Origin of the sequence: Streptomyces sp. NBC_00829 (assembly GCF_045161795.1) — a bacterium.
Classification (GTDB): domain Bacteria; phylum Actinomycetota; class Actinomycetes; order Streptomycetales; family Streptomycetaceae; genus Streptomyces.
The window spans coordinates 2,672,424-2,684,559 of the sequence record NZ_CP108867.1 but is presented as its reverse complement, the minus strand read 5'-3'; the positions used below and the strand labels follow the sequence as shown (position 1 = coordinate 2,684,559).

General features: G+C 70.0%; 11 protein-coding genes and 2 tRNA genes. 5 read left to right on the top strand and 8 right to left on the bottom strand.

The genetic code is table 11. The features are described 5' to 3' along the window. Positions 1 to 12: 12 nt before the first annotated feature. The 3 genes from OG293_RS11165 (at position 13) to OG293_RS11155 (ending at position 2,474) form a co-directional block, all read left to right on the top strand. Positions 13 to 86 (top strand) — tRNA-Met (locus tag OG293_RS11165). Between the two features lie 201 nt (positions 87 to 287). Beyond that, positions 288 to 2,345: a sel1 repeat family protein gene (locus OG293_RS11160; RefSeq protein ID WP_405998631.1), complete on the top strand. Its 2,058-nt coding sequence runs from the start codon at positions 288 to 290 to the stop codon at positions 2,343 to 2,345. Between the two features lie 55 nt (positions 2,346 to 2,400). Next, positions 2,401 to 2,474: transfer RNA gene (locus OG293_RS11155), tRNA-Met, on the top strand. 145 nt (positions 2,475 to 2,619) lie between these two features. Here OG293_RS11155 and OG293_RS11150 read toward each other — a convergent pair. After that, positions 2,620 to 3,036, bottom strand: a complete 417-nt coding sequence (locus OG293_RS11150; RefSeq protein WP_405998630.1) for a Fur family transcriptional regulator — start codon at positions 3,034 to 3,036, stop codon at positions 2,620 to 2,622. Between the two features lie 127 nt (positions 3,037 to 3,163). Between OG293_RS11150 and OG293_RS11145 the strand changes: the two genes are divergently transcribed. After that, on the top strand, positions 3,164 to 4,633 hold the full coding sequence (locus OG293_RS11145) for a catalase (protein WP_405998629.1): 1,470 nt from the start codon (positions 3,164 to 3,166) through the stop codon (positions 4,631 to 4,633). A 90-nt stretch (positions 4,634 to 4,723) separates the two neighbouring features. On the opposite strand, the gene OG293_RS11140 is transcribed toward OG293_RS11145, so the two are convergent. Together OG293_RS11140 and hisN are read right to left on the bottom strand one after the other, a co-directional pair. Further along, positions 4,724 to 5,125 (bottom strand): cyclic nucleotide-binding/CBS domain-containing protein, encoded by a 402-nt coding sequence (locus tag OG293_RS11140; RefSeq protein ID WP_405998628.1) that lies wholly within the window; start codon positions 5,123 to 5,125, stop codon positions 4,724 to 4,726. A gap of 328 nt (positions 5,126 to 5,453) precedes the next feature. Then, complete coding sequence (hisN, locus tag OG293_RS11135) at positions 5,454 to 6,254, bottom strand: histidinol-phosphatase (protein WP_405998627.1); 801 nt, start codon at positions 6,252 to 6,254, stop codon at positions 5,454 to 5,456. Between the two features lie 151 nt (positions 6,255 to 6,405). Between hisN and OG293_RS11130 the strand changes: the two genes are divergently transcribed. Further along, positions 6,406 to 7,047, top strand: a complete 642-nt coding sequence (locus tag OG293_RS11130; RefSeq protein ID WP_405998626.1) for a TetR/AcrR family transcriptional regulator — start codon at positions 6,406 to 6,408, stop codon at positions 7,045 to 7,047. Here OG293_RS11130 and OG293_RS11125 read toward each other — a convergent pair. The 5 genes from OG293_RS11125 to OG293_RS11105 all read right to left on the bottom strand — a co-directional run bounded on the left by OG293_RS11125 (position 7,013) and on the right by OG293_RS11105 (position 12,134). Further along, on the bottom strand, positions 7,013 to 7,336 hold the full coding sequence (locus OG293_RS11125) for a DMT family transporter (RefSeq protein ID WP_406003562.1): 324 nt from the start codon (positions 7,334 to 7,336) through the stop codon (positions 7,013 to 7,015). The genes OG293_RS11130 and OG293_RS11125 overlap by 35 nt on opposite strands. A 93-nt stretch (positions 7,337 to 7,429) precedes the next feature. Then, complete coding sequence (rsgA, locus tag OG293_RS11120; RefSeq protein ID WP_405998625.1) at positions 7,430 to 8,443, bottom strand: ribosome small subunit-dependent GTPase A; 1,014 nt, start codon at positions 8,441 to 8,443, stop codon at positions 7,430 to 7,432. A 4-nt stretch (positions 8,444 to 8,447) separates the two neighbouring features. Further along, entirely contained in the window at positions 8,448 to 9,764 is a 1,317-nt protein-coding gene (aroA, locus tag OG293_RS11115; RefSeq protein ID WP_405998624.1) for a 3-phosphoshikimate 1-carboxyvinyltransferase, read from the bottom strand. Between the two features lie 117 nt (positions 9,765 to 9,881). Next, positions 9,882 to 10,622: a M50 family metallopeptidase gene (locus tag OG293_RS11110; RefSeq protein WP_405998623.1), complete on the bottom strand. Its 741-nt coding sequence runs from the start codon at positions 10,620 to 10,622 to the stop codon at positions 9,882 to 9,884. 408 nt (positions 10,623 to 11,030) lie between these two features. Next, on the bottom strand, positions 11,031 to 12,134 hold the full coding sequence (locus OG293_RS11105; protein WP_405998622.1) for a multiprotein-bridging factor 1 family protein: 1,104 nt from the start codon (positions 12,132 to 12,134) through the stop codon (positions 11,031 to 11,033). Positions 12,135 to 12,136 lie beyond the last annotated feature (2 nt).

Genomic DNA, 12,136 nt, shown 5'->3' with positions numbered 1-12,136 from the left:
GCAGAACAACGACGCGGGGTGGAGCAGCTCGGTAGCTCGCTGGGCTCATAACCCAGAGGTCGCAGGTTCAAATCCTGTCCCCGCTACTGAAAGAAGAGGGCCCGGATCCTTTGAGGATTCGGGCCCTCTTCGTGCGTATGTGCTCGTGGTGAGAACTGTGTGGCGTGTGGCGCGAGTTGGGGTCGAGCGTGTTTGACTTGTCTCTCTGTGGGCATGTCGACAAAACGCTGAAGTGACCTTGCTGGCTGCGGTATACCAGGTGTACGCGGGTTGCGGGTGGTGCGACGATGGAATTTATGGGGGACAGGACAACTCTGTTGGAGACAGGGCGGTTTGTGCAGCGTCATGCTCGAAACGGGGCAGACGTGACCAATTCTGCCGACGCGGTTGACAACGTTGACAGGACGGGTGCTGCTGAGGGCGCCGACTCGGTGGAGACCGCCGGGGCCGAGGCGCGCCACCGGCGTGCGGCCGACAGCGGCGACACCGCGTCGATGAGCGTGCTCGGCGCGCTGCTGCTGCGCCGCGGTGACCTCGACGGCGCCGAGCCCTATCTGCGTGCGGCGACCGCCGACGGCGACCGCGCCGCCGCCAACAACCTCGGTGTTCTGCTCCATCAGCGCGGTTACCCCGACGAGGCGGCCGGATGGTGGCGCATCGCCGCCGTCGCCGGTTCCGCTGCCGCGGCGCATGCACTGGGACGGCACTTCCGCGAGCGCGGCGATGAGCCCGCCGCGGAGTACTGGCTGCGCCAGTCCGCCGAGCAGGGGCACGCGCTGGGCGCGTACGCCCTCGCCGATCTGCTGGAGCACCGCAGTGACGTCGGGGCGGAGCGCTGGCTGCGCGCGGCGGCGGAGCAGGGGCACCGTGAGGCGGCGTACCGGCTGGCCCGCGCGCTGGAGCGCCGGGTGCTGGAGAAGGCGCACGGCGGGGACGTGTCTCTGGTGCTGGGCAGCCGATCCGCGGCGGCCGAAGGCCACGCCTGCGGTGCGGGAGCCGGTGCGGGAGCCGGTGCGGGAGCCGACGCTGCCATGGCCCCGGACGCGGATGTCGATGCGGGTACGCGCGCGGGTGCAGGTGCTGGCCGTGCTGCCGTCGAGGCCGAGAAGGAGGACGCCGAGGCGGCCGAGCGCTCCGTGCTAGACGAGGCCGCGCAGTGGTACCGCCAGGCCGCCGCCCGCGGGCACCGGCGCGCCGCGCTGCACCTCGGCGCGATCCTGGAGAGGCGCGGTGAGCTCAAGGAGGCCGGGCGCTGGTACCTCACATCCGCCAAGGACGGCGAGGCCCGTGCCGCGTGCGCGCTCGGGTTCCTCCTGAGGGACGCGGGCGACGAGGAGAGTGCCGCCGTCTGGTGGCTGCGTGCCGCGCAGGACGGCGACGGCAATGCCGCCAACGCCCTCGGCGCGCTGCACGCGGCGCGGGGCGAGCAGCAGACCGCCGAGCGCTGGTACCGCGCGGCCATGGACGCGGGCGATGTGAACGGGGCGTACAACCTCGGGCTGCTCTGCGCCGCCCAGGACCGTACGCCGCAGGCCGAGCAGTGGTACCGCCGCGCCGCGTACGCCGGCCACCGCGAGGCCGCCAACGCGCTCGCCGTCCTGCTCCTGCAGGCCGGAGACGCGGTCGGCGCCGAGCCCTGGTTCTCCAAGGCCGCCGAGGCCGGAAGCGTGGACGCCGCCTTCAACCTGGGCATCCTCCACGTCGGCCGGGACGACGACCGCACCGCCCTGAGCTGGTACGAGCGGGCTGCCGCCGCCGGCCACACCGAGGCGGCGCTCCAGGTCGGCATCGCCCTGCTCCGGGACGGCGACGAGCAGGCCGCCGAGCGTCATCTGCGCTGCGCGGCCGGCGGGGGGAGCGCCGAAGCGGCGTTCCGGCTCGCCACCGTGCTCGACGCCCGTCAGCCGCCGCCCGGACCTCCCGCACTCGGGGAGCCCATGGCGGAGAAGAGCGAGTGCGAGGAGTGGTACGAGCGCGCCGCCGAGCAGGGGCACCGCCGTGCCCAGGTACGAGTCGGAATGCTCGCCGCCGCCCGCGGTGACATGACGGACGCGGCCCGCTGGTACCGGGAGGCCGCCGAGGCGGGCAGCCGCAACGGTGCGTTCAACCTCGGCCTGCTTCTGGCGCGCGAGGGCAATGAGCGCGAGGCGGCCCTGTGGTGGACCAGGGCGGCCCGCGCGGGGCACGGCCGGGCCGCTCTGCGCCTCGCGCTGCTCGCGGCCCGCAGGGGCGAGCTCACCGAGGGGCAGCGGTGGTGCGCGCGCGCCGTCGAGCTGGGTCCCGCGGAGGTGGCGGAGCGGGCTGCGCGGCTGCGCGAAGCGCTCCACCAGGAGCTCACCGCGTAGTGACGGTTATCGATTTGCGCTGGTCGGCGGGGTGACGTAATGTTGCATTCACCGACGCGGGGTGGAGCAGCTCGGTAGCTCGCTGGGCTCATAACCCAGAGGTCGCAGGTTCAAATCCTGTCCCCGCTACTGATCGACCAAGGCCCGGATCCATCAGGATCCGGGCCTTGGTCGTATGCCCGCCCCGACTGCTGCCGTAACCCGCGTCAACCGGAACCGGAATGCGGGAAGGGCCCGGCGATCTCAAGTGCCGGGCACTTCGTCGGTGAAGCCGTCAGGCCGAGGCGCAGTTCGGGCACGTGCCCCGGTAGGTGACCTCGACGTCGGAGACCGTGAAGCCGAAGCGCTCCGAGTCCGGGAGGTCCGCCAGCGGATTGCGTGAGGGGTGCACATCGCGGATCGCTCCGCACCGGGCGCAGACCAGGTGCTGATGGGGCCGGTGCGCGTTCGGGTCGTACCGCTTGGCGCGGCGGTCCGTCGAGACCTCGAGGACCTCGCCGAGGCTCACCAGCTCGCCCAGCGTGTTGTACACCGTCGCCCGGGAGATCTCGGGCAGCCGCTTCACGGCGCGCGCATGCACCTCGTCGGCCGTCAGGTGGACATGGTCGCCGTCGAGGACCTCAGCCACGACACGCCGCTGCGCAGTCATACGCCAGCCGCGTCCGCGAAGTCGTTCCAACAGGTCGCTCATAAGACCAGCTTAACAGTGGCAAGGCCCAGATCCCGAACAGGTGTGACTTTAGATGCTTGCTTGACTTAGACAAAGTCCATTGTAGGATCGAGACCGGCAACCGCCGAGGGACAGGACTTTGCAGGCAATGACGCAGGAGGCGCACGTGACGCAGGGACCGCTCACCACGGAGGCCGGCGCTCCGGTCGCCGACAACCAGAACAGCGAGACCGCGGGCGTCGGTGGACCGGTCCTGGTGCAGGACCAGGTGCTGCTCGAGAAGCTCGCGCACTTCAACCGCGAGCGCATCCCGGAGCGCATCGTGCACGCGCGCGGCGCCGGTGCGTACGGCACCTTCACGCTCACCCGCGACGTCTCCCGGTGGACGCGTGCGAAGTTCCTGTCCGAGGTCGGCAAGCAGACCGAGACGTTCCTGCGCTTCTCCACGGTCGCGGGCAACCTCGGCTCGGCGGACGCGGTGCGCGACCCCCGTGGCTTCGCGCTGAAGTTCTACACCGAAGAGGGCAACTACGACCTCGTCGGCAACAACACCCCGGTGTTCTTCATCAAGGACGCCATCAAGTTCCCCGACTTCATCCACACGCAGAAGCGCGACCCGTACACCGGCTCGCAGGAAGCCGACAACGTGTGGGACTTCTGGGGCCTGAGCCCCGAGGCGACCCACCAGGTGACCTGGCTCTTCGGCGACCGCGGCATCCCGGCCACGCTGCGCCACATGAACGGCTACGGCTCGCACACGTTCCAGTGGAACAACGAGGCCGGCGAGGTCTTCTGGGTCAAGTACCACTTCAAGACCGACCAGGGCATCAGGAACCTCACCACGGAGGAGGCCGTCCGCCTCTCCGGCGTGGACCCGGACAGCCATCAGCGCGACCTGCGCGAGTCGATCGAGCGCGGTGACTTCCCGTCCTGGACCGTGCAGGTGCAGATCATGCCCGCGGCGGAGGCCGGCAACTACCGCTTCAACCCGTTCGACCTGACCAAGGTCTGGCCGCACGAGGACTACCCGCCGATCGAGATCGGCAGGCTGGAGCTCAACCGGAACCCGGAGAACATCTTCGCCGAGGTCGAGCAGTCGATCTTCAGCCCCGCGCACTTCGTGCCGGGTATCGGCCCGTCCCCGGACAAGATGCTCCAGGGCCGCCTCTTCGCGTACGGCGACGCCCACCGCTACCGCGTCGGCATCAACGCCGACCACCTCCCGGTGAACCGCCCGCACGCCACCGAGGCGCGTACGAACAGCCGTGACGGCCACCTGTACGACGGCCGCCACAAGGGAGCCAAGAACTACGAGCCGAACAGCTTCGGCGGGCCGTTCCAGATGGACCGGCCGCTGTGGGTGCCGACCGCCGTCGCCGGCGGCACCGGCAACCACGAGGCCCCTTCGCATGCCGAGGACAACGACTTCGTGCAGGCGGGCAATCTCTACCGCCTGATGTCGGAGGAGGAGAAGGGCCGTTTGATCGAGAACCTCGCCGGGTTCATCTCGAAGGTTTCGCGGGACGACATCGCCCAGCGTGCGGTCGACAACTTCCGTCAGGCCGACGGCGACTTCGGCAAGCGGCTGGAGGCCGCGGTCCAGGCCCTGCGTAGCTGACGCAGGCCCGTCGTGGTGCTGAGGGCCGGATCCCTGTCCAGGGGGAATCAGCCAACGGCGTCCCCTGTCCAGGGGGCCGGCCCTCATCCGTCAGCCCGCCAGGGTCGCGGGGTGCCTCCTCGCCGGGGCCCAGCAGCGGATGATGTCGCGTACGGAGACGATGCCGACCGGTCCGTCGCCGTCGAGCACGATCAGATGCCGGAAGCCGCCGCGTGTCATGGCCTCCGCAGCCTCCTCCAGGGTCCAGGAGGGCGCGGCGAAGACGACGTCGGTGGTGGTGTGGGTGCCTGCGGTCTCACGATCGGGGTCCTGCCCCGCTCCCACGGAGTTCAGGATGTCGCGCTCGGTCAGAATGCCGAGTCCGCCGGCGTCGGTGTCGAGGACGACGGCTGCGCCGATACGGCGCGCGGCCATCAGGCAGGCCGCCTGGCGAAGGGTGTGTGCGGGGCCGATGGTGAGGACCACCGTGCTCATGGCGTCACGGACGAGCATGAATGGAGCCACCTCCTTGGTGGATCGGTGTTCGGGAACCGATTCACAAGTTCACAAGTGGGGGGACTCTCAGAGTCGCAGTCCTTCGGGGCGGCAGCAAGGGGGCGCGCGTGGCCGATGGGGGAGCGCGCGCCCGGCGGGGAAATCGGTGTATATGCCCGTCAGTGGTGCGGGGCGATGATTCCCGGGCCGCGGCCTTGCCGGACCGCAGCACCACCGCACCGCGTTACCGCCGGTCCGCAGCTGTCTCGGTGCGCGCCTGTCTCGGTGCGCGGCGCCGTCGGAACCGACCGCCGCCGAGGCCGACCGTCCTCGGAACCGGCCGCCGTCAGTACCGCTGGTTCAGATAGCCCAGCAGCTCCTCGTGGAGCAGGCCGTTCGACGCGGCGGCGTTGCCGCTGTGCGGGCCGGGACGGCCGTCCAGGCCCGTGAAGGATCCGCCCGCCTCCTGGACGACGATCGCCGTCGCCGCCATGTCCCACAGGGAGAGCTCCGGCTCGGCGCAGATGTCCACCGAGCCCTCGGCGACCATCATGTAGGGCCAGAAGTCGCCATAACCGCGGGTGCGCCAGCAGGCCCGGGTCAGATCGAGGAATCCGTCGAGCCGGCCCTGCTCCTCCCAGCCGCTGAGCGAGGAGTACGCGAACGAGGAGTCCCGGATCCGGCCGACCTTGGAGACCCGCAGCCGGGTCGCCGAGCTCAGGGAGCGCCCGGTGTACGCGCCCCCGCCCTGCGCGGCCCACCAGCGACGGCTCAGTGCCGGGGCGGACACCACGCCGACGACGGGCTGGTAGCCGCCCTCGCCCTGCACCATCAGCGAGATCAGCGTCGCCCAGACCGGCACACCCCGCACGTAGTTCTTGGTGCCGTCGATCGGGTCGATCACCCAGCGGCGAGGGCCCGTGCCCTCGATGCCGTACTCCTCGCCGAGGATCGCGTCCCGGGGCCGTGCCCGCTGGAGCTGTCCGCGGATCAGCTCCTCCGCCGCCTTGTCCGCCTCGGTGACCGGAGTCATGTCCGGCTTGGTCTCGACCTTCAGGTCCAGAGCCTTGAACCGGTCCATGGTGGCGGCGTCGGCGGCGTCCGCGAGGACATGGGCCAGGCGCAGATCGTCGTGGTAATCGGGCATGGTCGTCACTCTATCGGGGCGGAAGTGGCCCGTCCTGGGGCCCTGCCCTGCACGGCTATTGACACTCGATGGCAGCGCGTCAACTCTGAGCCCAGTGCCGCACGGCCTCGGAGGCGCACGGCCTGAGAGCCGCACGGCCCGGGAGGCGACGATGCCTACAGCGCGAGAGTCCCTGCTGAACGCCGCTCTCGTGGCGCTCGGTGAGCTGCCCTGGTCCGCGGTCCGGATGGTCGATGTCGCGTCCGCCGCCGGCGTCTCGCGGCAGACCCTCTACAACGAGTTCGGCAGTAAGGACGGCCTGGCCCGCGCGTTGGTGCGGCGCGAGGCCGACACCTATCTGCACGGAGTGGAGCGGCTGCTCGCCGAGCGGACCGGGGCAGCCGAACGGCTTGTGGCGGTCGCCGAGTGGACCGTCGGCGAGGCGCGCGCGAAACCGCTGCTGCGGGCCCTGCTCACCGGCTGCTGGAGCGAGCGGCTGCCTGCCCCGAGGCCCGCCCGCCGCGGCGCGGTCCTGTCCGGGGTGCCGGCTCAGCGGCGCGCGGACGCGGGGCTGCCGTCCCCGGTCGACCTGGTCGCCGCCGTACGGGACCGATCTGCGGCGGCGCTCGACCCTGGGCGGCCGGGCGGCCGTACGAGGGAGGAGGCGGCAGAGCTGGCGTACCGCTGCGAACTGGCGGTGCGGCTCGCGCTCTCCTGTGTCGTCGCGCCCGTCGGCGGGGGCACCCCGGCGCTGGTGCGTGCGGCCGTGGGCGGCGCCGTCAGTGCGACGAGCCCGACAGCTGGAGGCCGATGACGCCGATGATCACCAGCGAGATGGAGACGATCTTGAGCGTGGAGACCAGGTCGTCCAGGAAGACCATTCCGTAGATCGCGGTGCCGGCGGCGCCGATGCCCGTCCACACGGCATAGGCCGGACCGACATCGAGCTTCCGCAGGGCCAGCGTCAGCAGACCGAAGCTGCCCAGGGCGAAGGCGGCGAACGCGATCGTCGGCCAGAGCCGGGTGAAACCGTGCGAGAGCTTGAGGCAGACCGCGAAGCCCGTCTCAAGCATTCCGGCGACCACCACCAGCAGCCACGCCATGGTCTGTGCCTCCCGCATCAGTCGGTGACTGCTTCGTCGCACTTGGTGCGATTATGCACTTACCAACGGCGGGTGACCCCAAACGTGTGCAGGTCAGTCGCCCTCGCGTCGTTCCCTGGTGGCCAGCAGCCTGCGCAGCGAGTAGAGCCGCGCCGGATCCGCGTGCCCCTGGTCGACCCACTCGTCCAGCGCGCAGTCCGGCTCGTCGTGGCCGCAGGCCCGCGGACAGCCCTCCGTCCCCGGCACGAGGTCGGGGAAGGCGAGGATCACCCGGGACGGATCGACATGGTGCAGACCGAAGGAGCGCACGCCCGGGGTGTCGATCACCCAGCCGCCCTCCTTGTCGTTCAGCGGGAGGGCGAGCGCCGAAGTGGTGGTGTGCCGGCCGCGCCCGGTGACCGCGTTGACCAGGCCGGTGGTCCGTCGCCGCTCCTTCGGGACCAGGGCGTTGACCAGGGTCGTCTTGCCGACGCCGGAGTGGCCGACGAAGGCGGTGGTACGGCCCGAGAGATGCTCGTGCACCCGCTCGGCGGCGACGCCGTCGACGAACTCGTCGCGGGTGGTGACCACATGGGGTACGCCGAGCGCGCCGTACATCTCCAGCAGCTCGTCCGGTGAGGCCAGATCCGACTTGGTCAGGACGAGGAGCGGGGTGAGCCCGCCGTCGTACGCGGCGACGAGGCAGCGGTCGATCAGCCGCGGGCGCGGTTCGGGGTCGGCGAGCGCCGTCACGATCGCCAGCTGGTCGGCGTTGGCGACCACCACGCGCTCGAACGGATCGTCGTCGTCGGCCGTGCGCCTCAGGACCGACCTGCGCTCCTCGATGCGCACGATGCGCGCCAGGGTGTCCTTCTCGCCGGAGAGATCGCCGACGATCCCGACGCGGTCGCCCACCACGGCTGCCTTGCGTCCCAGTTCGCGGGCCTTCATCGCCATCACGACGCGGTCGTCGACAAGGCAGGTGAGCCGGCCCCGGTCGACGGTGAGGACCATGCCCTCGACCGCGTCCTCGTGCTTGGGGCGGATGTTGGTCCTCGGGCGGTTGCCCTTGCGGTTGGGCCGGACGCGGATGTCGTCCTCGTCGGGGTTCTTGCCGTAGCGGCGCATTTCGTCAGGCCCCGAGCATTCCGGCCCACATCTGCGGGAAGTCGGGCAGGGTCTTCGCCGTGGTCGCCACGTTCTCGATCTGTACGCCCTCGACGGCGAGGCCGATGACCGAGCCTGCCGTGGCCATCCGGTGGTCGTCGTACGTATGGAAGATGCCGCCGTGCAGCCGGCGCGGGCGGATGCGCAAGCCGTCCTCGGTCTCGGTGACATCGCCGCCGAGCTCGTTGATCTCCTTGGTCAGGGCCGCGAGGCGGTCCGTCTCATGGAGGCGCAGATGTGCGACGCCGCGCAGTGTGGAGGGCGAGTCGGCGAGCGCGGCGACCGCGGCGATGCCCGGGGTCAGCTCGCCGACCTCGCCGAGGTCGACGTCGATGCCGTGGATCGCTCCGGTGCCGGTGAAGGTCAGACCCGCCTCGGTCAGTTCGCAGGAACCGCCCATCTCGGTGAAGATCTCGCGCAGCGCGTCACCGGGCTGGGTGGTGCGCTCGGGCCAGTCCGGGATGGTGACCCGGCCGCCGGTGATGAGCGCGGCGGCGAGGAAGGGCTGTGCGTTGGACAGATCCGGCTCGACGGTCAGATCGCGGCCGAGCAGGGCCGAGGGGGAGACCCGCCAGACATTGGGCTCGCCGCCGGTCTCGGGCTCGTCGACCTGGGCGCCGACGGCGCGGAGCATGTCGACGGTCATCCGGATGTGCGGCATGGAGGGGAGGGTGCCGCCGATGTGCCGGACCTCGACGCCCTGGTTGAAGCGCGGCGCGGACAGCAGCAGGGCGCTGACGAACTGGGAGGACGAGGAGGCGTCGATCTGCACCGGGCCGCCGTCCAGCGCGCCGCCGCCGTGCACGGTCATGGGGAGCGAGCCGCGGCCGTCGTCGTCGATCCGGGCGCCGAGGACGCGCAGGGCGTCGATCACCCCGTTGAGCGGGCGCTCGTAGGAACGGGGGTCGCCGTCGAAGCGGACCGGGCCGTCGGCGAGGGCGGCGACGGGTGGCAGGAAGCGCATGACGGTGCCGGCATTGCCGACATCGACGGTGGCCGGTCCGTGCAGACCGGCGGGGATCACGCGCCAGGCCTCGCCGGCGCCGTCGGGGCCCACGCCCTCCTCGATGCCGACGCCGAGGGCGCGCAGGGCCTCCGCCATCAGATGGCTGTCACGCGAGCGCAGCGGGCGGCGCAGCCATCCGGGTTCGGCGGCGAGCGAGGCCAGCACAAGTGCGCGGTTGGTGACCGACTTCGAACCGGGCACGGTCACCGTCGCTTCGACGGCTCCGGTCGCGAAAGGGGCGGGCCAGAGGGCAGGGTGCACGGAGCTTTCGGTCATGGCCCTCACTTTAGTGGTTCCGCGAAGGCCCGGATCTTGATCAAATGTGGCGAAATCGGGTCGTAACAGGGGAGTGATAGAGGGCTCGGCCGTCAGGTTCGCGGAACCCGGCCGGAATCAGAGGCCCAGCAGCCAGCGCCCGCCGCCGATCAGTGAACACAGTGCCACGGCGTGGAAAAGGAACAGCCACATCGCGGGCGGGGCATGCGTCAGCCGGGAGAGCTGATCGGCGTCCGAGTCCGGGGCCCCGCCGTGGCGGCGCTTGGACTGGAGCTCGAAGACCGGGCGTACGCCGCCGAGCAGCAGGAACCAGACCGCGGCATAGGCGAAGCCGGCCTGTACGCCGGGTTCTGTCAGCCACGACACCAGCAGGAACGCGGCGCCGGTGAGGATCACGGTGAGCGCTCCGTACGCGTTCCGGATCATCACCAGCATGGCTATGAGCAGGGCGGTGGCAAGCCACAGCAGCAGCGTGATGTGGTGCGCGGCGAGCAGCCAGGCGCCGCCGAGGCCGAGCAGGGAAGGCGCGGTGTAGCCCGCCGCGGCGGTGAGGATCATGCCGAGACCGGTGGGCCTGCCCCGGCTGACGGTGAGGCCGCTGGTGTCCGAGTGGAGTCTGATGCCGTCGAGCCGGCGTCCTGTGAGCAGGGCCACGAGCCCGTGGCCGCCTTCGTGGGCGATGGTGACGGCGTTGCGCGAGATCCGCCAGAGCGAGTGTGGCGCGACGGCGGCGAGTGCGAGCAGACCGGTGGCGATGACCAGCCACTGCTGCGGTGCGGGCTGGGTCCCGAAGACCCGGTCCCAGAGATCGCCCAAAGAGGCGTCGGCGAGGGTGATGGCGGTGTCGGTGCTGACCATTTCTCGGGCGGCTCCTCGGGTGGCGGGCGGAAGTGGCAGTGTGGCACTTATGTGCGGACGGTATTGAGAACGCCGACCTACCATGACATCCCTGTGAGTCCAAACCAGCAGGTCAACAGCGTGAGCCCCGGAGTGATCCGGGGCTCTTCGCGTACGCGTGCTGGTTTGGTGCTGAGTCCGGTTCTGCCTGTTCCGGGCCGTATGAGGGCACTGCGCTGGTCTCGTGCTGGGAAGGACGCGCGGAGCCCTCGGGTAGGTTCCAGCTCATTAGTTAGCTGACCTGCGTAAACATACCCCCTAAGGCCCCTTGGAGGCTCCGAGGGTTGGTCATGCTCACCTGCTGTTTCTGCCTGTTTCGGACCGCTGTTGGTCATGCGTTGGTCACGTGACCAAGGCGGCTGACTAGGGCTACGACCTGACCTCATCCATGAGCATCCGCAGAGTCAGAGAGTGCTTCTCGGGAGGCAAGGCGTCCATGGCCCTTTGTGCGTACGCCGCGCCCCCGGCGCGGTCGCCGGACCGGGCCAGCATCAGACCTCGGTGCAACTCCAAGTGAGTGGCGAACCGGGGAAGCGTCGGCGGTAGCTCCCGGCTCGCTTGTTCCTGGGCCTCCACAGCCCCCTTCTCATCCCCAAGGCGGGCCAGCAGCAGGGACCGGAACACATTCAGTCGCCAGTACGGAACGGCATAGTCAGAGGTTTGTTCGTATGACCCCGCTTTGTCGAAGATGCGCCTCGCGCGTGCGTCCAACTCAAAGGCCGTCGCGTGATCACCTCGGATGGCCGCAGCGTGCGCCTTGCCGTAGACGGCATTCAGGAGCCCCAGGGACGGCCGTTCCGAGATGGCCATTGCTTGATCAGCGATCACGTCAGCCACTGGCAATGAAGCACCCTCGTATCCCAAGGCGATAGCTGCCCGACCACGAACCCACACCCGCGCCGACTCATCCCCCGACTGGTCGGCCGCCTTGGTGGCCATCCGGTACCAGTGCACCGCCTTGGACCCGTCAGAGCCGGGAAACGTCTTGGCGTACAAGGTCATGAGGCGTGAAGCCACAGACCAGAGCCCAGGTTCGTCCAACTGTTGCTGCACCACGACCAACTCACCCGAGACACGGCGCTGAATGTCTGCCGCGCCCAGGGACATGTAGTCGGTGCCGTAGGTGGCCAGCTTGCCATCCCATTCGTCCACAGATGGGCCGCCACGAAGCCGGGCAGCAAACCCCATGGACAACAGGTCTGAGGCCACCACAGGGGCTATGGCGGCCCCCGCAACGTCGGTGAGAAAGGTACGCCGTTCCAACTCGTTCTCCAGGACAGCTAGGGGTACATCCAGGACTGCCGACAGAGCCCGGAGGTAGAACCCTCCCGGCTCGTGCTTGGAACACTCCCAACCGCTCACGTACTCCCGGCTGAGGGTCGTTCCGAACTGATTGTTGATTTCCGACGCTAAGCGTCCCTGCGACCAGTCGCGCGCCGAACGTAACTCCCGGATCAGTTCCCCGATGCCCATGG